20 protein-coding genes and 1 pseudogene are annotated in these 21,558 nt (G+C 72.5%); 11 read left to right on the top strand and 10 right to left on the bottom strand.

The genetic code is table 11. The features are described from left to right. Nucleotides 1–3: 3 nt before the first annotated feature. Both AC4BGE_RS13040 and AC4BGE_RS13035 read left to right on the top strand, forming a co-directional pair. A pseudogene (locus tag AC4BGE_RS13040) lies at nt 4–273 on the top strand (rhodanese-like domain-containing protein); the annotation flags it as partial. Between the two features lie 19 nt (nt 274–292). Next, nucleotides 293–922: a sulfotransferase family 2 domain-containing protein gene (locus AC4BGE_RS13035; RefSeq protein WP_490571452.1), complete on the top strand. Its 630-nt coding sequence runs from the start codon at nt 293–295 to the stop codon at nt 920–922. On the opposite strand, the gene hsaB is transcribed toward AC4BGE_RS13035, so the two are convergent. Then, complete coding sequence (hsaB, locus tag AC4BGE_RS13030) at nt 907–1,455, bottom strand: 3-hydroxy-9,10-secoandrosta-1,3,5(10)-triene-9,17-dione monooxygenase reductase subunit (RefSeq protein ID WP_490575568.1); 549 nt, start codon at nt 1,453–1,455, stop codon at nt 907–909. The genes AC4BGE_RS13035 and hsaB overlap by 16 nt on opposite strands. Then, a complete protein-coding gene (locus AC4BGE_RS13025; RefSeq protein WP_490575567.1) occupies nt 1,385–3,001 on the bottom strand; it encodes a potassium/proton antiporter in 1,617 nt (538 codons plus the stop codon). The genes hsaB and AC4BGE_RS13025 overlap by 71 nt, the downstream gene beginning before the upstream one ends. A 93-nt stretch (nt 3,002–3,094) precedes the next feature. Here AC4BGE_RS13025 and AC4BGE_RS13020 point away from each other — a divergent pair, with 93 nt between their 5' ends. From AC4BGE_RS13020 to AC4BGE_RS13010, 3 genes are read left to right on the top strand one after another with little or no spacing between them, the layout of a single operon-like run. After that, on the top strand, nt 3,095–4,084 hold the full coding sequence (locus tag AC4BGE_RS13020) for a sensor histidine kinase (RefSeq protein ID WP_490575566.1): 990 nt from the start codon (nt 3,095–3,097) through the stop codon (nt 4,082–4,084). Continuing rightward, nucleotides 4,081–4,740: a response regulator gene (locus AC4BGE_RS13015; RefSeq protein WP_490575565.1), complete on the top strand. Its 660-nt coding sequence runs from the start codon at nt 4,081–4,083 to the stop codon at nt 4,738–4,740. The genes AC4BGE_RS13020 and AC4BGE_RS13015 overlap by 4 nt, the downstream gene beginning before the upstream one ends. Before the next feature lie 26 nt (nt 4,741–4,766). Beyond that, complete coding sequence (locus AC4BGE_RS13010) at nt 4,767–5,432, top strand: class I SAM-dependent methyltransferase (RefSeq protein ID WP_490571457.1); 666 nt, start codon at nt 4,767–4,769, stop codon at nt 5,430–5,432. On the opposite strand, the gene AC4BGE_RS13005 is transcribed toward AC4BGE_RS13010, so the two are convergent. From AC4BGE_RS13005 to AC4BGE_RS12990, 4 genes are all read right to left on the bottom strand, one after another. Then, entirely contained in the window at nt 5,397–6,500 is a 1,104-nt protein-coding gene (locus tag AC4BGE_RS13005) for a prenyltransferase (protein WP_490575564.1), read from the bottom strand. The two genes, AC4BGE_RS13010 and AC4BGE_RS13005, sit on opposite strands and share 36 nt — an antisense overlap. Continuing rightward, nucleotides 6,490–7,209, bottom strand: a complete 720-nt coding sequence (locus AC4BGE_RS13000) for a class I SAM-dependent methyltransferase (protein ID WP_490575563.1) — start codon at nt 7,207–7,209, stop codon at nt 6,490–6,492. Before AC4BGE_RS13000 ends, AC4BGE_RS13005 begins: the two co-directional genes overlap by 11 nt. Continuing rightward, nucleotides 7,196–8,464 (bottom strand): glycosyltransferase family 4 protein, encoded by a 1,269-nt coding sequence (locus AC4BGE_RS12995; protein ID WP_490575562.1) that lies wholly within the window; start codon nt 8,462–8,464, stop codon nt 7,196–7,198. Before AC4BGE_RS12995 ends, AC4BGE_RS13000 begins: the two co-directional genes overlap by 14 nt. A gap of 174 nt (nt 8,465–8,638) precedes the next feature. Then, a complete protein-coding gene (locus AC4BGE_RS12990) occupies nt 8,639–9,610 on the bottom strand; it encodes an NAD(P)/FAD-dependent oxidoreductase (protein WP_490571461.1) in 972 nt (323 codons plus the stop codon). A gap of 120 nt (nt 9,611–9,730) precedes the next feature. On the opposite strand from AC4BGE_RS12990, the gene AC4BGE_RS12985 reads away from it, so the two are divergent. After that, nucleotides 9,731–10,450, top strand: coding sequence for an ion channel (locus AC4BGE_RS12985; RefSeq protein WP_490575561.1), 720 nt, complete (start codon nt 9,731–9,733; stop codon nt 10,448–10,450). A gap of 53 nt (nt 10,451–10,503) precedes the next feature. Here the strand turns inward: AC4BGE_RS12985 and AC4BGE_RS12980 are convergent, their stop codons facing one another. Both AC4BGE_RS12980 and uvrB read right to left on the bottom strand, forming a co-directional pair. After that, nucleotides 10,504–10,953, bottom strand: coding sequence for a VOC family protein (locus AC4BGE_RS12980; protein WP_490575560.1), 450 nt, complete (start codon nt 10,951–10,953; stop codon nt 10,504–10,506). Beyond that, nucleotides 10,950–13,082: an excinuclease ABC subunit UvrB gene (uvrB, locus tag AC4BGE_RS12975; protein ID WP_490571464.1), complete on the bottom strand. Its 2,133-nt coding sequence runs from the start codon at nt 13,080–13,082 to the stop codon at nt 10,950–10,952. Before uvrB ends, AC4BGE_RS12980 begins: the two co-directional genes overlap by 4 nt. Before the next feature lie 96 nt (nt 13,083–13,178). Between uvrB and AC4BGE_RS12970 the strand changes: the two genes are divergently transcribed. Further along, nucleotides 13,179–14,435, top strand: coding sequence for a phospholipase D-like domain-containing protein (locus AC4BGE_RS12970; protein WP_490575559.1), 1,257 nt, complete (start codon nt 13,179–13,181; stop codon nt 14,433–14,435). A gap of 30 nt (nt 14,436–14,465) precedes the next feature. On the opposite strand, the gene AC4BGE_RS12965 is transcribed toward AC4BGE_RS12970, so the two are convergent. Next, the gene (locus AC4BGE_RS12965) at nt 14,466–15,401 is read right to left on the bottom strand and encodes a DNA-3-methyladenine glycosylase family protein (RefSeq protein WP_490575558.1); all 936 of its coding nucleotides are present in this window, start codon (nt 15,399–15,401) and stop codon (nt 14,466–14,468) included. Nucleotides 15,402–15,432: 31 nt separating this feature from the next. Beyond that, entirely contained in the window at nt 15,433–17,139 is a 1,707-nt protein-coding gene (locus AC4BGE_RS12960; protein ID WP_490575557.1) for an FAD-binding dehydrogenase, read from the bottom strand. A gap of 167 nt (nt 17,140–17,306) precedes the next feature. Between AC4BGE_RS12960 and AC4BGE_RS12955 the strand changes: the two genes are divergently transcribed. From AC4BGE_RS12955 to AC4BGE_RS12940, 4 genes are all read left to right on the top strand, one after another. After that, the gene (locus tag AC4BGE_RS12955) at nt 17,307–18,161 is read left to right on the top strand and encodes a tryptophan 2,3-dioxygenase (RefSeq protein WP_490571468.1); all 855 of its coding nucleotides are present in this window, start codon (nt 17,307–17,309) and stop codon (nt 18,159–18,161) included. A gap of 4 nt (nt 18,162–18,165) precedes the next feature. Further along, complete coding sequence (locus tag AC4BGE_RS12950; RefSeq protein WP_490575556.1) at nt 18,166–19,671, top strand: ATP-dependent DNA ligase; 1,506 nt, start codon at nt 18,166–18,168, stop codon at nt 19,669–19,671. Nucleotides 19,672–19,740: 69 nt separating this feature from the next. Continuing rightward, complete coding sequence (locus AC4BGE_RS12945; protein WP_490571470.1) at nt 19,741–20,445, top strand: TetR/AcrR family transcriptional regulator; 705 nt, start codon at nt 19,741–19,743, stop codon at nt 20,443–20,445. A 134-nt stretch (nt 20,446–20,579) separates the two neighbouring features. Continuing rightward, nucleotides 20,580–21,557 carry a class I SAM-dependent methyltransferase gene (locus AC4BGE_RS12940; protein ID WP_490571471.1) on the top strand — a complete coding sequence of 326 codons (978 nt, stop codon included), beginning with the start codon at nt 20,580–20,582 and terminating at the stop codon, nt 21,555–21,557. Nucleotide 21,558: the final 1 nt, after the last annotated feature.

Here is a 21,558-nt window from a genome sequence, read left to right as displayed (position 1 = left end):
GCCGCCGAGCACTCCGACGGGGCCTTCGTGCTCGACGTGCGGGAGCCCGACGAGTACACCGCCGGGCACGTGCCCGGCGCACGCAGCATCCCCATGGGACAGGTGCCCGAGCGGATCTCCGAGCTGCCCGAGGGCCGGGTGCTGGTGATCTGCCAGAGCGGCAACCGCAGCCGCCAGGTCGTGGAGTTCCTCCGCGCCCAGGGCATCGACGCCGTCAACGTCGCCGGCGGCACGGGCGGCTGGGCGGCACGGGGCTGGCCGCTGGAGCACTGAGCACCGATATCCTGCACCGGTGCTCATCTCCGACGCCCACCGGATGCTCTTCATCCACGTGCCCAAGACGGGCGGGGTGACCGTCGAGAGCGTCGTCCGCGAGGGCGCCGACGACCTGCGCGACCTGGGGCCACGCCGTCATCCGCGGCTGCGCTGGGTGCTCCAGCAGGAGCCCGGCCTGGCCGGCTACTGGACCTTCGGCTTCGTCCGCAACCCGTGGAGCCGCATGGTGTCGTGGTGGTCGATGATCGACCGCTGGAACCACCGGCTGGGTCCCGCCTCCGGCAAGCCCCAGGTGGAGAAGGACGGTCCGCGCGGGGGCAACCCGCTGTGGCGCGCCGTCGCCCAGTACTCCACCTTCGAGGAGTTCATCCTGCGCGGCACGGTCGAGCACGAGCGGCTCGCGACGCCGCAGATCGACTTCCTGCAGACCCGGACCCGCCGCGCCGACCACGTCGGGCGCACCGAGCGCCTCGCCGCCGACCTCGCGGTGGTCCAGCAGCGGCTCGGCCTGCCGGTCGTCGAGCCGCCCCGCCGCAACACCTGGAGCGTCGGGCCCTGGCAGGACTTCTACGACGACCGCACCCGGCAGCGCGTCGCGGAGGTCTACGCGCGCGACCTCGCCGAGTTCGGCTACACCTTCGACTGAGCGGTGCTGCCGTAGGCCCCCTTGAAGTAGAGGAGCGCCTCGCCTTCCCGGTCGACCTCCAGGTCGTGGACCCGCCCGATGACGACGTGGTGGTCGCCGCCGTCGTGCACGGACTCGACCGTGCAGTCGAGGTGGGCGAGCACCCCGTCGAGGACCGGGCTGCCCGACCGCGCCGACGGCTCCCAGCCGACCTGGGCGAACTTGTCGATGCCGCGGCTGGCCATCACGTGCGAGACGTCGGCCTGGTCGGCCGCGAGCACGTTGACGCAGAAGGCTCCCGTGCGGGCGATCAACGGCCAGGCCCGGGACGTGCGGGAGGGGCAGAACAGCACCAGGGGCGGGTCCAGGGAGAGGCTGGCGAAGCTCTGGCAGGTGAACCCCACCGGCACTCCGCCGTTGGTCCCGGTGACCACGGTGATCCCGCTGGCGAAACGGCCCAGCACGTCGCGGAAGCGGACGAGGTCACCGGCGTCGGCGGGCTCCGGGTAGAGATCGTCGTCCGGCTGCCACCTGAGCCGCGCGTACGTCGTCATGGCTCCTATTCTTCCGGGTCGACGGTTGGGACCGGGCGCGCGGCTCCCCCTCGCGGGCGACGCGGTCGTGGAGCCAGAGCGCCAGCCGGCCGTCCTGGCTGATCGCCTGCAGCCGCTTCTCGGTCTGCCGCCGCACAGGCTCGGGAACCACCAGCAGCAGCTGGTCACCGGGCCGTAGCGAGGTGTGCCGATCCGGGGTGCTGACCCGACCGTCCCGGGCGACCAGCGCCAGCACGGCGCCCGAGGGCAGGCGCAGGTCGTCGGCGAAGACGCCCGCCAGCCGGGAGCCGGGCGGCACCTCGAACTGCAGCAGGCTGGCGTCCAGGGAGGCGAGCGGGGCCGACTCGACCTGGATCTCCTGCGCCCGCTCGACCACCACCCCGACCCGCCGGGCCAGCCAGGGCAGGGACGGCGCCTGGATCAGCACGAACGCGGTGACCAGGAGGAAGACGACGTCGAAGATGCGCTCGGCCTCCGGCAGCCCCTCGGTGATGGGGATGGTCGCGAGCACGATGGGCACCGCACCCCTGAGACCGGCCCAGGAGATGAAGACCTGGTGCCCCCAGGGGACCCGCCACCACGCGGCGCACAGCGCCACCGAGAGCGGTCTGGCGACGAAGGTGAGCCCCACGCCCACGATCAGGGCGGGGACGACGGCGTCGGCCAGCCGGGCTGGGCTGGCCAGCAGGCCGAGGAGCACGAAGAGGCCGATCTGCGCCAGCCAGCCCAGCCCGTCGGCGAAGCCGGCCGTCACCTGGCGGTGCGGCAGGCTGGCGTTGCCCAGCCAGAGGCCGGCGACGTAGATCGCCATCAGGCCGCTGCCGCCGAGCAGCCCGGCCGTGGCGAAGGCGAGGAACATGATGGCGAAGGTGGCCAGGGGGTAGAGGCCGGCGGCGGGCAGCGCGCTGCGCGAGAGCAGCCACTGGCCGCACCAGGCCACCACCAGCCCGGTGACCAGGCCGGTGACCAGCTGGAAGAGGACCAGTCCGGCGATCTCCAGGCCGTTGGCGTGGTACCACGCGTCGCTGGCGACCACCGTGACCAGGATGATCACCGGGGGGTCGTTGAAGCCGGACTCTGCCTCGAGGGTGGCGCGGATCCGGGGCCGGACCGGCAGGCGCCGCATGATGGAGAAGGTGGCCGCCGCGTCCGTCGAGCCGACGACCGCGCCGAGCAGCAGCGCCGTGCGCACGTCGACGTCCAGGGCGACGTAGACGATGCTCGCGGTGACGGCCACGCTCACCACCACGCCCAGGGTGGCGAGCAGCCCGGAGAGCCCCACGACCGGGCGGATCACCTCCCACCGGGTGCTGAAACCGCCCTCGGCGAGGATCACCGCCAGCGCCAGGGTGCTGAGCACCATGGTGAGCTCGAGGTCCTCGAACTGCAGCCCGAGCCCGGACTCGCCGATGGCCAGCCCGATGACCAGGTAGAGCAGCAGGCTGGGCAGCCCGGCACGCGCCGAGATGCGCACGGCAGCCACCCCGGTCAGGAGCACGAGGCTGGCGGCGCCGATGGTCAGGTTGAGGTCCATGCTGCCGCTCATGATCTCCGGCGGCCCGCTTCCCCGCCCATGGGATCGAGCCCCCACTTCCGGCCCCCGTGGACACGCCGGCCGGGCGCGGTGGAGGCTTGCGCCATGCCGCCCTCGCGCCCCCCGTCCCTGGCAACCCCGGTGATCGTGCTCAACGGGGTGCTGCTCGCCGTCGCCGTGGGCGTGCTGGCCCTCTCCCCCGCCTCCGTCTCCTCCCGGCCCAGCGCCTCGGAGGTCACGGTCCTGGTCGTCGGCCTGGTGGTGCTGGTGGCCGTCGTCTCGGTCCTGGTCAAGCGGGCGCTCACCCCGCTGGACCGGCTGCTGGAGCAGCTGGACCGGGCGCGCTCCAGCGAGCCCCTGGAGCGGCTGTCGGTCGGCGACGGGGGGTTCGCGGGGCGGCTGGCGCACTCGGTCAACGAGCTCTTCGACCGGATCGAGGAGAGCCGGCGCGAGAGCGCGGTCGCGGGCCTGGCGGCCCAGGAGGCCGAGCGGAGCCGGATCGCGCAGGAGCTTCACGACGGGGTCGGCCAGTCGATGACCGCGGTGCTGCTGGAGCTGACCGCGGTCTCCGCCGACGCCCCGTCACCCACCCGCGAGCGACTGGAACGGCTGCGCGAGGGAGTCCGGGCCAGCCTGGACGAGGTGCGCTCGGTCGCCCGGCACCTGCGCCCGCACGTGCTGGAGGACCTCGGGCTGCGCAGCGCGCTGGCCGCGCTGACCAACGACCTGTTCGGGAGCGGCGACGTGCTGGTCCGCCGCGGGGTGCTGCCCGGCCTGCCGCCCCTGCCCGACGAGATCGAGCTGGTGGTCTTCCGCGTCGCGCAGGAGGCCCTGACCAACGCGGCGCGGCACTCCGGGGCGCGGACCGTCGAGCTCCACCTCGGCCTCCAGGGAGACCGGCTCGAGCTCCGGGTGACCGACGACGGCCGGGGAGCGGCGGGCCATCCCGAGGGCGTCGGCACCCGGGGCATGCGGGAGCGGGCCGCCCTGGTCGGCGGCACCCTGGAGGTCGCCGGACGCGACGGCGGAGGCACCACGGTGACCCTCCAGGTCCCCCTGCCCCAGGGCGACGCGCACCCCGAGGCGGCCCGGTGAGCGCGGGTCCGGCCGCCCGGGTGCTGCTGGCCGACGACCACGCCCTGGTCCGCCGCGGCGTCCGGCTGATCCTCGACGCCGAGCCCGACCTCGAGGTGGTGGCCGAGGCCGCCGACGGGGCCGAGGCCGTCGGGCTGGCCCGCCGCACCCCCCTGGACCTGGTGGTCCTGGACGTCGCCATGCCCCGGCTCACGGGTCTCCAGGCGGCGCGGGAGATCAGTCGCCGCGACCCCTCGCCCCCGATCCTGCTGCTCTCCATGCACGACAACGAGCAGTACTTCTTCGAGTCGCTGCGGGTGGGCGCCTGCGGCTACGTGCTGAAGTCGGTCGCCGACCGGGACCTGGTGGACGCCTGCCGGGCGGCGCTGCGGGGCGAGTCGTTCCTCTACCCCCAGGCCGAGAGCGTGCTGGTGCGCGACTACCTCGAACGGCTCCGGCGCGGCGAGCGGCTGCCCCGGGCGCTGCTCACCGCCCGCGAGGACGAGGTCGTCAAGCTGATCGCCGAGGGGCACTCCTCGCGGGAGATCGCCCGGCTGCTGACCATCAGCGTGCGCACCGTGGAGCGCCACCGGGAGAACGTGCTGGGCAAGCTGGGGATGCGCGACCGCACCGAGCTCACCCGCTACGCCATCCGGGTGGGGCTGATCGAGCCCTGAGGCCCGGCATCAGGGAGGATGGCCCGGTGACCACGCCCCCCATGCCTGACCAGCTGCTGGCCATCGCCCGCGAGACGAAGGGCTTCATGCCCGAGGACGAGGGCCTCCTGCTCCACCGGCTCGCCTGCCGGCAGCTCCCCCACGGCCCCGCCCTGGAGGTCGGCAGCTACTGCGGGAAGTCGGCGGTCTATCTCGGAGCCGCGGCCCGGCAGACCGGCGGGACCGTCTTCACCGTCGACCACCACCACGGCAGCGAGGAGAACCAGGCCGGGTGGGAGCACCACGACCCCGAGGTGGTCGACCCCCGCACCGGCCGGATGGACACCCTGCCGTTCCTGCGGCGCACCCTGGAGCGGGCCGGGCTCGAGGAGCACGTGGTGGCCGTCGTCGGCCACTCCCGCACGGTCTCGCGCCACTGGACCACTCCCCTGGCGATGCTCTTCATCGACGGTGGCCACGCCGAGGAGCACGCGCAGGGCGACTACACCGGGTGGGCGCCCTGGGTGCAGCCCGGCGGGCTGCTGGTGATCCACGACGTCTTCCCCGACCCCGCCGACGGCGGACGGCCGCCGTACCACGTGTTCCTGCGCGCACTGGAGAGCGGCGCCTTCACCGAGGTGGAGGCGGTCGGGTCCATGCGGGTGCTGGAGCGGACCTCAGGCTCGGCCGGCACGCTCCGCGGCCTCGGCTGAGGGGCACCCGCACTCGAGGCCCAGCTCGCTGAACCGCGCCAGGGTCGTGCCCCGCATGATGTCGGACCCGGGGGTCGTCGCGGAGAGCTGGTCTGCGGCCAGGATCACCGCCGCGGCGGTGTAGGTGGTGTGCTCGGCCGGCCAGTTGACCTCGTCCGGGTAGACGTAGCCGGTCCAGTAGCGCCCCTGGGCGTCCCGGAGGTGCTGCATCTCGGCGAAGAGCCGCAGGGCACGCTCCCGGTGGCCCAGCGCCTCCAGGGCCATCACCAGCTCACAGGTCTCCGCGCCGGTCACCCACGGGTTGGTGGAGACGCAGCGGATGCCCAGGTCGGGCACCACGAAGGTGTCCCACTGGCTCGCCACGAGCTCGTCGCCGGCAGGTCCGCGGACCGCCCCGCCCAGGATCGGGTAGTACCAGTCCATCGAGAACTCGGACTTGTCGAGGAAGAGGTCGCGGTGCTGGCGCAGCGCGTGGGCCAGCCGTCCACCGGCCAGCTCCCACTCGGGCTGGGGACTCCCCACCAGCTCGCCCAGGGCGACGCCGGCGGCCAGCGCGTGATGGACGCTCGAGGAGCCGGCCACCAGGGCGTCGGCGTTGACCTCGGCGGGAAGGCCGTCCTCCCACGCCTGCGACCAGGCGATCCCCCCGAAGGGGAGCTGGAGCGAGACGACCCAGTCGAGGCCCTTGCGCACGGCCGGCCAGTAGCGCCGGACGAAGTCGAGGTCGCGGCGGACCAGCCAGTGGTGCCAGACCCCGACCGCGAGGTAGGCGGACATGTTGGTCTCGCCGCTGGCGTCGGCGACGACGCCCTCGACCACCTTCATCGGCCAGGATCCGTCCTCGCGCTGGAGGTCGAGCGTCCACTCGTAGGCACGCTCGGCCGCCTCGACCTGTCCGCCCACCAGGAGCGCCATGGCGGCCTCCACGTGGTTCCAGACGTCGGTCTTGTCGCCGGGGGTCCACGGGACCGCCCCGCTGGGCTCCTGCATCGCCGCGATCGTGGCCGCGGTCTCCGCGACCTGGTGGGCCGTCAGGATCCCGGGGACTGCGGGGATCTCAGCCGACATCGGGCTTCGTGAAGTAGAGCACCATGCTCTTGCCGATCACCGGGTCGAGCACCCGCCCGGCCAGCTGCAGCACCTTCGGCTGCTTCATGATCTCCCAGACCAGCAGCTTGTGGTAGGCCTTGGCGAGCGGGTGGTCGTCGTTGTTCACGCCGACGGCGCACTTGATCCACCAGTACGGGGAGTGCAGGCCGTGGGCGTAGGCGATGCCGTCGTGCCGCAGGCCGGCCTTGCTGATCTTGTCGATCAGCTCCTTGTCGGTGTAGATCCGGATGTGCCCGCCGGGGGTGTTGTGGTAGTCGTCGGAGAGCTTCCAGTTGATCACCTCGGGCAGCCAGCGCGGCACGGAGACGGCGAGCGTCCCGCCCGGGCGCAGCACCCGCACCAGCTCGTCGATGGCCGCGATGTCGGCGGGGATGTGCTCCAGCACCTCCGCCGCGACCACCCGGTCGAACTCACCGTCGCCGAAGGGCAGCGCCAGCGCGTCGCCCTCCTTGACGTCGGCCTGGGCGCCCTCGGGCACCTCCCCCTCCTCCTTCATCGCGACGAAGAGGTCCCGGACGCCCGCGAGCTCGTCGGCGTCCTGGTCGAAGGCGATGACGTCGGCCCCGCGGCGGTACATCTCGAAGGCGTGCCGGCCGGCGCCGCACCCCATGTCGAGGACCCGGTCCCCGGGCCTCAGGCCCAAACGGTCGAAGTCAACGGTCAGCACGGGTCTTCCCTTCGCGCGCCTGCTCGGCGCGGTAGTCGTCGATCGCTTCCTGGTAGGCGTCCGCGGTCGCCTTGGCGACCGCCCGCCAGCTGAAGAGCTCCATCACCCGGCGTCGGCCGGCCTCACCCATCCGCGTGCGGCGCTCGGGGTCGTCGAGCAGGGCCTTCAGCGCCACCACCAGCTCGCCCACGTCGCCGGGGGTGACCAGGTCGGCGCACTCCCCGTCGGTCCCGACCACCTCGGGGATGGCCCCGGCCCGGGAGACCACGAGCGGGGTCGCGCAGGCCATGAGCTCCGCGGTGGGCAGCGAGAAGCCCTCGTAGAGGGACGGGACGCAGGCGACCTCGGCCGAGCCCATGATCCGCACCAGCTCCTCCTCGGGGACGCCGTGCACGAACGAGACCGAGTCCTTGATCGCCAGCTTGTCGATGAGCTGCTCGGTGCGCCCTCCGGCCACGGGCTTGGTCACCAGCAGCAGCTCGACGTCGCGCTCGGTCCTCAGCTTGGCGAAGGCCTCGAGGAGGGTGGCGATCCCCTTCATGGGGGCGTCCGCGCTGGCCATGGCCAGGATCCGCCCGGGGACGCGCGGCTCGGTGGGGGGCACGAAGGCGTCGTCCACCCCGAGCAGCACCACCTGGAGCCGGTCGGGGTCGATCCCGAAGTCGCGCACGATGTCGCGCTTCGAGGACTCCGACGGCGTCAGGATCTTGCGGGCCTGTCGGGCGACCTTGACCTGCATGCGGAGGAAGCCGTACCACCGGCGCAGCGACAGCTTCTTGCGCAGCGTCGGGGCGGCCTCCAGGTCGATGCGCCGGTCGAAGGTGATCGGGTGGTGCAGCGTGGTGACGAGCGGGAGCCCCATCTTCTCGATCTCCAGCATCCCGTAGCCCAGGACCTGGTTGTCGTGGACCACGTCGAAGTCGTCGACCCGGTCGCGCAGCAGCCGGGCGACCCGGGTGCTGAAGGTCTTCGGCTCGGGGAAGCCGGCGGTGCACATGGTGAGGAACTCCTCGACGTCCACCAGGTCGCGGAACTCCTTGAGCTTGGGGACCCGGAACGGGTCGGGCTCGCGGTAGAGGTCCAGCGAGGGGACCTTCGTCAGGCGCACGCCTTCGTCGAGGATCGGGTAGGGCTGAGCGGAGAAGACCTCCACGTCGTGGCCCAGGGCGACCAGCTCCCGGCTCAGGTGCCGGATGTAGATGCCCTGACCACCGCAGTGCGGCTTGCTCCGGTACGACAGCAGTGCAACTCGCATCGCCCGAGCCTTCCTAGACAGGTGAAACGAGTTTGTATCACGTCCCACGGCGGGTACCGCGTGCCCCGGTTCAACGGACGGCATCGTCCACCTTGTTCCGGCGCCGTGTGAGTGCTGGGTCACAGACCCGGGCCGCCGCGCGGGACTGTCGCGCGCCCCTGGGACCGCTCCGGGTCAGGCCTCGCTGGAGTGCCCCGGGAAGACCCGCGCCTCCGGGTCGAGCGCGACCGCGGCGTTGTTGACGGCGGTGGCGGCCTCGCCGAAGCCCACGGCGATCAGCCGCACCTTGCCCGGGTACTCGGTGATGTCGCCGGCCGCGAAGACCCGCGGCAGGTTCGTCCTCATCGCGGGGTCGACCACGATGTGGCGCTTGTGGGTCTCCAGCCCCCACTCCTGGAGAGGCCCGAGGTCGGCGAGGAAGCCCAGCGCGGCCACCACTGCCTGGCAGGGCACCCGGCGGACCTCGCCGCCGTCGACGGTGATCTCGACCTCCTCGAGGATGTCGGCGCCGCTGAGGGCGGTCACCTGCGCCTTGGTCACCAGCTCGACCCGGGAGGCGCGGACCTGGTCCACGGTCCGCTCGTGGGCGCGGAACGCGTCGCGCCGGTGCACCAGGCTCACCGAGCGCGCGACGGGCTCGAGGTGGAGCGCCCAGTCGAAGGCGCTGTCACCACCGCCGACGATGACGACGTCCTTGTCCCGGTAGGGCTCGAAGCTCGGCACGAAGAACTCCAGCCCGCGACCGATCCACCCGTCGCCGGCAGGCAGGGGGCGAGGGCTGAACTTCCCGATGCCGGCGGTGATGAGGGCGGCCCCGGCGCGCACCGTGGTCCCGTCGTCGAGGCCGACCAGGACGTGGTCGTCCGCGTGCTCGAGGGTCACCGCGGTCCGCTCCAGCAGGTAGGTCGGCGACGCCGTGGCGGCCTGCTCGACCAGACCCGCCACCAGGTCACGACCTTTGACGCGGGGGAAGCCCGCCACGTCCAGGATCGCCTTCTCGGGGTACATCGCGGTCACCTGGCCGCCGAGCTCGGGCAGCGAGTCGACCACGGCCACCCGGAGCCCGCGGAAGCCCGCGTAGTAGGTGGAGAAGAGGCCGGTGGGGCCGGCCCCCAGCACCAGCAGGTCGGTCTCGACGAGGCTCACGTGTCGTCCTTTCGCCTGGTGGCGCCCCCTCCCGGGGCCTGTGAGGCTCAGGTATAGCACCCCGACGACGCTCCGGCCGGGCAACGAGCCTGGCGGGGCGCGGCCCGGTAGCCTCTCGCCATGTCCGGCAGCGCTGAGGAGTCGAGCCCCCGCAGCGGGCACGAGCCGGCGACACGGTCCCGGATGCTGCGCGCCGTGCGCACCCATCCCTCGGCGGGCCTGCTGGCCGCCCAGCTGGCTGCCGTGCTGCTGTATCCGTTCTTCGACCACACGGTAGTCGGACGCGCACTGCTCGGCGTGATCAACATGGTCGTCGTGCTGGCGGCGGTGATGGCGGTGCGCCGCACCTCCGCCTTCGGCTGGATCGTGCTCGTGCTCGGCCTTCCCGCCCTGGTGCTCACCGTGCTCGAGGCGAACCTGCCCGACAACGACGTGGTGGTCCTGACGTCGTCAGCGCTGCACGCGCCGTTCTACCTCTACGTCTCCTACGCGATGGTGCGCTACCTCTACGAGGACGACCGGGTCAGCCGCGACGAGCTCTTCGCCACCGGGGCAGCGTTCACCGTGGTGGCCTGGGCCTTCGCCTACGTCTTCGCCGCGGTGCAGGTGATCTGGCCAGGCTCGTTCGCCGGCGCCAGCGGGGATGACCTCCCGTGGTTCGACCTGCTCTTCCTCTCCTTCACCAACCTGACCAGCGTGGGGCTCTCGGACGTGCTGCCGGTGCTCGACCACGCCCGGTCGGTGGTGATGGTCGAGCAGGTGGTCGGCGTGCTCTACATCGCGCTCGTGGTCTCCCGGCTGGTCGGCCTGACCGTGGCGCGCGCCCGCAGCACCTTCTGAGATCCGGACAGGTCAGGCGCGGCAGGCCGCCCGGGACTGTCAGTCGGGGACGGTCAGTCGAGGCAGAACTCGTTGCCCTCCGGGTCGGCCATCACCAGGTAGCCGTCGCTGCCCGGCTCCGCGCCCGGCTCGGAGCGCCGGAGCCGGGAGGCGCCGAGCCCGACCAACCGGGTGCACTCGGCCTCCAGGGCGTCGAGCGCGGCTTCGCCCGTGAGCCCCGGTGCTGCCCGCAGGTCCAGGTGGACCCGGTTCTTCGCCGTCTTGGCCTCGGGGACCTGCTGGAAGAAGACCCTGGGCCCGGGCTCGCCCTCCAGCGGGATGATCGCCGACTTGGAGTTGCGCGCCTGCGGGGGCACTCCCCAGGCCTCCAACGCCTGGTCCCAGTCCGCGAACGGCGGCGGGGGCGGCTGGAGCCGGTAGCCGAGGGCCTCGGCCCAGAACCGGGCGAGGCGGTCGGGGTCGTGCGCGTCGAAGGTGACCTGGAACTCGCGGGTGCCCCTCATCTCGTTGCCTCCATCATCTGGCGGAGCTCCTTCTTGAGCTCGCTGATCTCGTCGCGCAGGCGAGCGGCGACCTCGAACTGGAGCTCCGCCGCCGCCGCCCTCATCTGCTCGGTGAGCTGCTGGATGAGCTCGGCCAGGTCGGTCGAGGGGATCCCCGCGGTGTCGGGGAGGCTCTCGTGCAGCTCGGCGGTCTTGAGCTTGGACAGCCCCGGGACGGGCGACTTCTTGGACTTGTCTCCCCGTGCCCCGGTCCCCTGCCAGGTGGCCAGCAGCTCGGCGGTGTTCTCGTCCTCGCGGGCCAGCATCTCGGTGATGTCGGCGATCTTCTTGCGCAGCGGCTGAGGGTCGACACCGTGCGCGCGGTTGTAGGCCACCTGCTTCTCGCGGCGACGGTTGGTCTCCTCGATCGCCGCCTCCATCGAGCGGGTGATCTTGTCCGCATACATGTGCACCTGGCCCGAGACGTTGCGGGCGGCTCGGCCGATGGTCTGGATGAGCGACTTGTCAGAGCGCAGGAAGCCCTCCTTGTCGGCGTCGAGGATGGCCACCAGCGACACCTCGGGCAGGTCGAGGCCCTCGCGGAGCAGGTTGATGCCGACCAGCACGTCGTACTCCCCCATCCGCAGCTCGCGGAGCAGCTCGATGCGGCGCAGGGTGTCGACCTCGGAGTGGAGATACCTGGTGCGGATCCCCGCCTCGAGGAGGTAGTCGGTGAGGTCCTCCGACATCTTCTTGGTCAGCGTGGTCACCAGCACCCGCTCGTTCTTGGCCGTCCGCTCCCGGATCTCGTGGATCAGGTCGTCGATCTGCCCCTTGGTGGGCTTCACGACCACCTCGGGGTCGACCAGCCCGGTCGGGCGGATGATCTGCTCCACCGCGTTGTCGACCCCGCCGATCCGGTCGAGCTCGTAGTCGCCGGGGGTGGCCGAGAGGTAGACCGTCTGGCCGATCCGCTCGAGGAACTCCTCCCACTTCAGCGGGCGGTTGTCCATGGCGCTCGGCAGCCGGAAGCCGTGGTCGACCAGGTTGCGCTTGCGTGACATGTCGCCCTCGTACATGCCGCCGATCTGCGGCACCGCCACGTGGGACTCGTCGACGATGAGCAGGAAGTCCTCGGGGAAGTAGTCGAGCAGGCAGTTGGGCGCCGAGCCGGGCTGCCGCCCGTCGATGTGCATGGAGTAGTTCTCGATGCCCGAGCACGAGCCCACCTGGCGCATCATCTCCACGTCGTAGGTGGTGCGCATCCGCAGTCGCTGGGCCTCCAGCAGCTTGCCCTGGCGCTCGAAGGTCTTGAGCTGCTCCTCGAGCTCGTGCTCGATGCCGCGGATCGCCCGCTCCATGCGCTCCGGACCGGCCACGTAGTGGGTGGCGGGGAAGACGTAGAGCTCCTCGTCCTCGGTCAGCACCTCGCCGGTGACCGGGTGCAGGGTCATCAGCCGCTCGATCTCGTCGCCGAAGAACTCCACCCGGACGGCCATCTCCTCGTAGACCGGGAAGATCTCCAGGGTGTCGCCGCGGACCCGGAAGGTGCCGCGGGTGAAGCTCATGTCGTTGCGGGAGTACTGGATGTTGACCAGCTGGCGCAGGATCTGATCCCGGTCGCGCTCCTGCCCGACCTTGAGCCGGAGCATCCGGTCGACGTACTCCTGCGGGGTGCCCAGGCCGTAGATGCAGGAGACCGTCGAGACCACGATGACGTCGCGCCGGGTGAGCAGCGAGTTGGTCGCGGAGTGCCGCAGCCGCTCGACCTCCTCGTTGATCGAGGAGTCCTTCTCGATGTAGGTGTCGGTCTGGGGGACGTAGGCCTCGGGCTGGTAGTAGTCGTAGTAGGAGACGAAGTACTCGATGGCGTTGTGCGGGAAGAGCTGACGCAGCTCGTTGGCGAACTGGGCGGCCAGCGTCTTGTTGGGCTGGAGCACCAGCATCGGCCGCTGGACCTGCTCGGCCACCCACGCCACGGTGGCCGTCTTGCCGGTGCCGGTGGCACCCAGCAGCACCACGTCCTCGACGCCGGCATCGAGCCGCTTGCTGATCTCCGCGATGGCGGCGGGCTGGTCACCGGAGGGCGAGTAGTCGGACTCCACCCGGAACGGGGCCACCCGACGCTCGAGATCAGTCACTGGACGCATGTCCCGAGCCTACGGGCAGCCACCGACAGCACCAGGGGCACCGAGGACCGCACCCGAACGGCGGGACGGGCGGGCGGCGCTCGCTACCCTGAGCACGTGAGTCGCCACTCCAGCACCGATCGTCTCCTGCGCCACCTGCGCCGAGCACTCCTGACCGTCGTCGGCACCCCGTTCCTGCTGGCGGTGGGACTGACCCTCGTCGACTCCTACCGCCGCCGGGGCAAGAAGCCGAAGCCGTTCCCCCGCACTGAGCCGCGCACCGTCGACGTCGGCGACGGGACCATCACCACCTACACCTACGGCCAGGACCTCTACGACGCGATGCTGGCCGCCATCGACTCGGCCGACCGGATGGTCCTCTTCGAGACCTACATGTGGAAGGGCGACGAGGTCGGGGAGGCCTTCAAGCGCGCACTGGTCGCCGCCGCGGAGCGGGGCGTGGAGGTCTACTGCATCTACGACGCGTTCGCCAACCTGGTCGTCTCCCCCCGCTTCAAGCACTTCCCGCGCAGCCTCAAGGTCCTTCGCTACCCGATCTACAACGCCGGCTTCCGGTTCTGGGACATCAGCCGCTACGGGCGCGATCACCGCAAGATCCTGGTGGTCGACGACAAGGTCGGCTTCGTCGGCGGCTACAACATCGGGACGCCCTACGCCACGGAGTGGCGCGACACCCACATCGGCATCACCGGCCCCGCGGTCTGGGACCTCCAGCGAGCCTTCGCCGACTTCTGGAACCTGCACCGCCGCAACCGGCTGCGCCCCAGCGAGCCGCCGCTGCTGCTGGAGGCCAGCTCGGCCTGGGAGTCGCGGATCCGGCTCTCCCGCAACATCCCGCGGCTGTGGATGTTCCCCATCCGCTCCATGTACCTGGAGGCGATCAACCGGGCCGGTCACAACATCTGGATGACCCACGCCTACTTCATCCCCGACCAGGACTTCGTCGACGCGCTCGTCCTCGCGGCCGGCCGCGGGGTCGACGTGCGGATCCTGCTGCCGCTGAAGTCCAACCACATCGTGGCCGACTGGATCTCCCGCGGCTACTACTCCCAGCTGCTCTCCGCCGGCATCCGCATCCTGCGCTACAAGGACGCGATGGTGCACGCCAAGACCTCCACCATCGACGGGCAGTGGACGACGGTCGGGACGGCCAACGTCGACCGGCTGAGCCTGACCGGCAACTACGAGATCAACGTGGAGCTGATCGACGAGCAGATGGCGGCGGTGATGGAGGAGATCTTCGAGGTCGACCAGTCCAACGCCCTGGAGCTGACCCGCGAGGAGTGGGAGGCCAGGGACCTGCACCGCAAGTTCACCGAGTTCGTCCTGGCCCCGCTGCGCCCGCTGCTCTGAGCCGGTCGGGGACCGGGTCGTCGGGCGGGGTCAGCGCCGGGTCACCGGACGGGCCGGCAGGTGGGTCCGCGGCGCCATCCGCGGGCCTCGGCGCGGGCGGTGCCCCGCGGCCATCGCGAGGTAGGCCACCACCCGTCCTCGCTGCGGGCGCCACGGCTCGAGGAAGGCGGCCAGCTCCTCGTCGGTGAAGGGCGCCCCCGAGACCGCCCAGCCGACGTCCTTGGCGACGTGGTAGTCGCCGAAGCTCACCGCGTCGGGGTCACCGAGCACCCGGGCCCGCACCTCGGCGCTGGTCCACACCCCGATGCCGGGCAGGCTGCGCAGCCCCCGGTCGAGGGCCTCGGGGCCCTGGCCGACGAGGCGCTCCAGTGACTGCGCCACCCGCGCGGCCCGCACCAGGCTCTGCGAGCGGGCGTGGTCGACGTGGAGCTCCAGCCACTCCCAGGAGGCGATGCGCCGGATCCGCGAGGCCTCCGGCTGGACCCACAGCCCGTGGTCGGGCCCGGGCCCGGGCGCCGGCTCCCCGAAGCGCCGCACCAGCCGGCGGAACGACGCGAACGCCTCCTGGCCGGTGACCTTCTGCTCGATCACCGACGGCACCAGTGACTCCATCAGCAGCCCCGTGCGCGAGAGCCGCCAGTGCGGGTTGCGTCGCTGCCCCTCGGCCACCAGGGGGTGACCCGCCCGGAAGGCGGTGACGTCGTCGTCGGCGCCCAGCAGCGACGGCAGCCGCTCCAGCGCCCACTCGGCCCCCGGGCCCCACGCCCTGGCCGCCACCTCCCCGTCGGCGGGCCGGGGCTCGACGCACAGGGTGACGGGGCCGGACGGCGCCCGCATCGCCCGCCAGGTGGTCTCGCCCACCCGCCGGAGGGTGGGGTCCCCGGCGCCGCGCCGGTGCTGGCCCAGGATCCGGTCGGCCGGGCAGGGCCACGCCGGGCGCCAGCGCCGTTCCAGGGATCCGCTCACCCCACGACGGTAGCCCGCGCCACCGACGCGCTCACGCCAGGTCGGCGGCGGCGGTGCGGCCGGCCTGGCGCCCGGAGAAGAGGCAGCCGCCGAGGAAGGTGCCCTCCAGCGCGTTGTAGCCCATCATCCCGCCGCCGCCGAAGCCGCTGACCTCCCCGGCCGCGTAGAGCCCCGGCAGCACCGCCCCGGTGCTGGTCAGGCACCGGCCGCCGAGGTCGGTCTCCAGGCCGCCGAGGGTCTTGCGGGTGAGGATGTTGAGCCGCACCGCGATCAGCGGGCCGTTGCGCGGGTCCAGGAACTTGTGCGGACGGGCCGTCCGGACGATCCGGTCCCCGCGGTGCTGGCGGTGCGAGCGCAGGAAGGTCACCTGGGCGTCCTTGCCGAACGGGTTGTCCAGCTGACGGTCCCGGGCCTCGATGGTGCGGCGCAGCCGGTCCTCGTCGATCACCGCGTCGGGGCCGACCTTGTTCATCCCGGCCACCAGCTCGCCGAGGTCCTCGGCGACCACGAAGTCGGCACCGTGGTCGAGGAAGGCCTGGATCGGCGCCGGCGGGCCGTCCCCGGTGACCCGGGAGAGCAGCAGCCGCACGTCCTTGCCGGTCAGGTCCGGGTTCTGCTCGGAGCCGGAGAGCGCGAACTCCTTCTCGATCACCTTGCGGGTGAGCACGAACCACGAGTAGTCGTAGCCGGTGGCCCGCAGGTGCTTGAGGGTGCCGAGGGTGTCGAAGCCGGGCAGCAGGGGCGCGGGCAGCCGGTTGCCCTCGGCGTCCAGCCAGATCGAGGAGGGTCCGGGCAGGATCCGGATGCCGTGGTTGGCCCAGATCGGGTCCCAGTTGCGGATCCCCTCCACGTAGTGCCACATGCGGTCGGGGTTGATCAGGTTGGCCCCGGCTCCGGTCGAGATGCCGACCATCCGACCGTCCACGTGGGCGGGGACCCCGGAGACCATCGTCCGCGGCGGGGTGCCGAGCCGGCTCGGCCACGCCTTGCGCACCAGGTCGTGGTCGCCGCCGATCCCGCCGGCGGCGACGATCACCGCCTCCGCGGAGAGCTCGAACTCGCCCACCACGTCGCGGCTGCTGGCCTTCCCCCGGGCGACGTCGCTGGCGGCCAGCACCGCGCCCCTGACGCCGGTCACGGCGCCCGCGGTGAGGACCAGCTCGTCGACCCGGTGCCGGAAGGCCAGGGTGATCCGGCCCGCGGCGACGTGCTCGCGCACCCGCCGCTCGAAGGGCGCCACCACCCCGGGGCCGGTGCCCCAGGTGAGGTGGAAGCGGGGGACGGAGTTGCCGTGGCCGTCGGCCCGGCCGTCACCGCGCTCGGCCCATCCGACGACGGGGAAGATCCGGTGACCCATCCCACGCAGCCACGCCCGCTTCTCCCCCGCCGCGAAGTCGACGTAGGCCTCCGCCCAGGCGCGCGGCCAGCGGTCCTCGTCCCGGTCGAACTGGGCGCTGCCCCACCAGTCGGAGAGCGCGAGGTCGCGGGAGTCCCGGATGCCCATCCGCCGCTGCTCGGGGGTGTCGACGAGGAAGAGCCCGCCCAGGCTCCAGTGGGCCTGACCGCCGAGCGACTGCTCCGGCTCCTGGTCGACGACCACGACGCGCCGCCCGGCGTCCGCCGCCTCTGCCGCGGCCACCAGGCCGGCGAGCCCGTGCCCCACCACCAGCACGTCGGTGTCACGCGGGGGGCGGCCGGCGGAGCCCGGACCGGCAGTGCTGGGAGAGCTGGAGGTCATGACCGCAGCCTCGGCGGGCGCGGGGCTCGGGTCAACTCCGGATCTCACCGGCCGCCATCGCCGGCCGGGGATCTCCCGGGTCCTGACCGGCTCGACCTGCGGCTGCCCTGGGACCGCTCCGTGCTCGAGCTGGCCGGCGCCTGTGGGGCGGGGCCTACGGTGGGTGGATGACCTCCCACGAGAACCGGCGCGCCCTCGAGGACTCGGTCACCCGCGACCTGGCCGGGCGGATGACCTACGCCGACTACCTGCACCTCGACGAGCTGCTGGCCGCGCAGGTGCCGATGGCCAGTCCCGCCCAGCACGACGAGCTCCTCTTCATCGTCCAGCACCAGACCACCGAGCTGTGGCTCAAGCTGCTGGTGCACGAGCTGCGCTCGGCCCGGGACCTGATCGCCGAGGACGAGCTGCCCCAGGCGCTGAAGCGGCTGGCCAGGGTCAAGCACGTCCAGCACACGCTCACCGAGCAGTGGTCGGTGCTGGCCACCCTGACCCCGAGCGAGTACGCGCAGATCCGGCCGTTCCTGGCCAGCTCCTCGGGGTTCCAGTCCGCCCAGTACCGGGAGGTGGAGTTCCTCCTCGGCAACAAGGACCCGGCGATGGTCGAGGTCTTCGCGCACGACCCGCCGGTCCAGCAGACCCTGGGCCGGCTCCTGGCCGAGCCGTCCCTGTACGACGCCTTCCTCGCCTACCTCGCCCGGCACGGCCACCCGGTGCCCGAGGAGGTGCTCGACCGGGACCGGACCCTGCCCCACCGCTCGGACCCGGGCGTGGTGGAGGTCTTCCTGGCGGTCTACGAGGACCCCGCGCGGCACTGGGGCGTCTACGAGACCTGCGAGGAGCTGGTCGACATCGAGGACTCCTTCGCGCAGTGGCGCTTCCGCCACCTCCAGGTGGTGCGGCGCACCATCGGGCACCGGACCGGGACGGGCGGGTCCTCGGGGGTCGACTTCCTCCGCCGCGCCCTCGACCTCAGCTTCTTCCCCGAGCTCTACGAGGTCCGCAGCCTGGTGGGGGGCTGAGGGGGTGCTGCTCGACCGGGTGGTCCGCGCCTCCGCCGAGGTCGCCGCGACCCGCTCACGCAAGGCGAAGGTGGAGACCCTGGCCGCGGTGCTGGCGGCGGCCGAGCACGAGGAGAGCGACGTGGTGGCCGCCTACCTCTCCGGCCGCGTGCTGCAGCGTCGTACGGGCCTGGGCTGGCGGGGCCTCGCCACCCTGCCGGCCCCGGCACCGGAGCCGGGTCTGGAGGTGGGTGAGGTCCACGAGGCCCTCGACCACCTCTCCCGGCTGACCGGACCCGGCTCCCAGGGCGCCCGGACCGAGGCGGTCGCGGCGCTCTTCTCACGGGCCACCGCCCCGGAGCAGGAGTGGCTCCGGGCCGTGCTCACCGGCCAGGTGCGCCAGGGTGCCCTGGACGCGCTGCTCCAGGAGGCGGTGGCGCGGGCCGCCGACGTCCCGCTGGGCGTGGTGCGCCGGGCCGCGATGCTCTCGGGCAGCACCGTCTCGGTGGTCGGCACCGCCCTGCGCGAGGGCGGCGCCGCCCTCGCGGAGATCGGGCTCAGCGTCGGCCGGCCCGTGCTGCCGATGCTGGCCTCCAGTGCGACCGACGTGGGCGCGGCGATGACGAAGGCCGGGCCGGCCGGCGAGGTGGCGGTGGACACCAAGCTCGACGGCATCCGCATCCAGGTGCACCGCGGCCCGGACGGGATCGGGATCTGGACGCGCTCCCTGGACGACATCACGGCGCGGCTGCCGGAGGTCGTGCAGCTCGTCGCGGGCCTGCCGGTCTCCTCCGCGGTGCTGGACGGCGAGGCCCTGCTCCTCGGGCCGGACGGCCGGCCCCGCGCCTTCCAGGAGACCGCCTCGCGGATCGCCCGGAGCGCGTCGGGCCTGGAGGTGAGCGCCTACTTCTTCGACCTCCTCCACCTCGACGGCCGGGACCTCCTCGACACCCCGGCCCGCGAGCGGTGGCGGCTGCTGGACGAGCTGGTTCCCGCGGGCTCGCGTGCGCCGCGGGTGGTCACCGCCTCGAGGGCGAGCGCGGAGGAGTTCGCGCGGGAGGCCCTGGCCGCCGGTCACGAGGGTGTGGTGGTCAAGGACCCGGAGGCCCCCTACGCGGCGGGCCGGCGCGGGGCGTCCTGGGTGAAGGTCAAGCCCGTCCACACCCTCGACCTGGTGGTGGTCGCCGTCGAGCGGGGCTCGGGCCGCCGCCAGGGCCTGCTCTCCAACATCCACCTCGCCGCCCGCACCGACGAGGGGTTCGTCATGCTCGGCAAGACGTTCAAGGGGATGAGCGACGAGATGCTGGCCTGGCAGACCGAGCGCTTCGGCGAGCTGGCGGTCTCCGACGACGGGTGGGTGGTGACGCTCCGGCCCGAGCAGGTCGTCGAGGTCGCCCTCGACGGCGTCCAGCGCTCCTCCCGCTACCCGGGCGGAGTCGCGCTGCGCTTCGCCAGGGTGCTGCGCTACCGCGACGACAAGAGCGCCGAGCAGGCCGACACCCTGGAGACCGTCCGGGAGCACCTGGCCTGAGCACCCGGTCCGGACTCTTGCATCACACGTGTGTCACACGCTGTTGCACTTTCGTCTAGACTCGGTCACATGAGCGAACCGGCAACCCCTGCGCGCCCCGTCCGGCGCAGCGCCGCGGCCGCCCGGCGGCGCCAGCGCACGCAGGAGATCCTGGCGGCCACCCGCGCCCTCTTCGACGAGCGCGGGGTGCGAGACGCCCAGATCGAGGACATCGCCAGCGCGGTGGGCATCAACCGGGCGATCGTCTACCGGCACTTCAGCGGCAAGGAGGAGCTCTTCGCCCTCACCCTGGTCGGCTACCTCGAGGAGCTCCGAGAGGCCCTCGAGGCCGCCGACGCGCACGGCGAGCCGTGCAGCCGGCGCCTGGTCGCCCTGGTCGGCACCTTCGCCGACTACGGCATCTCCCACCCCGCCTTCGTCGACTGCGCCCAGTCGCTGATGGGCCGCACCGGCCCCGAGCTCCTCGACGAGGTCAGCGAGGAGACCGCCCTCAAGCTGGGGCGCGCGATCTCGGGCTGCCTGGTCCTGCTGACCGGCGTGCTGGACGACGGGGTGGCCACCGGCGAGTTCAAGGTGGGCGACCCGCACGTGCTGGCCAACAACCTCTATGCCAGCGGGCTCGGCGCCCTCCAGCTGGCCCGGGTGGGGATCCTGGTGCGCGAGATCGCCCCGGGCACTCCGGCCGCCACCGAGATCTCCGCCCAGCAGGTCAAGGAGTACCTGGTGGGCTCCGCACTCGCCGCCGCCGTCCACGGGCTCGACGTCCGGGCGTGATCCACGACGCGCAGCGTCGCACCACCGGGCGGTGCCGGGGACCTGATGCTTCCATGAGGTAGGGTGGCGGCGCATTCAAGGCAGCGTTCGGGGCATGGCTCTGCGCTGGGGCAGATCAACGAGGGACGTGTCTGATGTCGTCGCAGGAGGCAGCGCCGGAGGGTCGCACGGCTGCGCGGACCCAGGACGACGCCACGGTCCGGTCCTCGTGGGACGACCGTGCGTCGCACGCGCGGTACCGGGCGGTCGCCGACCGGCTCATCGCGATCGCCAACCCCAAGAACACCCTCGACCTGGGGTGCGGTCCCGGCCTTCTCGTGCAGGCGCTGGCGGAGAAGGGCGTGGACGCCCGCGGCACCGACGAGGACGAGGCCCGCGTGGCCGGCGCCCACCCCGAGGTGCGCGACCGGCTGACGGTCGGCCCCTGGACCGACGCCCTGACCGGGCGCTACGACCTCGTCTCCTGCCTCGACCTGGTCGAGCGGCTGGAGCCTCGGGTCGCGCAGAGCGTCATCGACGCAGCCTGCTCGGTCACCGACCGGGTCGTGTTCTCCTCCTCTCCCGACTCCTACGTTGAGCCCCTGCACGTCAACGTGCACCCGGTCTGGGACTGGGCTGCCGCCTTCGCCGAGCAGGGGTTCTACCGGCGCACCGACGTCAACCTGGGGCTCGTCGCCGGGCACGCCGTGCTCTTCGAACGAGCCGACCTCCAGCCCCGCGACATCGTGCACCGCTACGAGGCGACCCTGGTGCCGCTGGACACCGAGCTGCGCGAGCGCCGCGAGGCCCTGCTGCGACTGCAGCGCGCGGGTGGTTCCCCCGACGAGCTGGTCCGGCTGCGCGACGAGCTGCGCAAGGCCCAGCACGACGTGCTCACCACCCGCGACCACATCATCGGCCTGGAGGCGGAGAACACGCGGCTCCGGATCGACATGGCCAGGGTGGAGAGCCGGCTCGCCGCCCAGCAGTCCCGCGTGCAGAAGATGAGGGTCCGTCTCGCCAACCAGCAGCGCCGCGCGCGCCGCGCCGAGCGGAAGCTCGAGGAGGTCCGCACCTCGCGGGCCTGGCGACTCGGGCGCCGGCTCACCCGCACCAAGACGCCCGAGCTCTGAG

This window comes from Nocardioides sp. Z50_6 (genome assembly GCF_058215755.1).
This window is presented reverse-complemented; position numbering and strand designations above follow the sequence as displayed.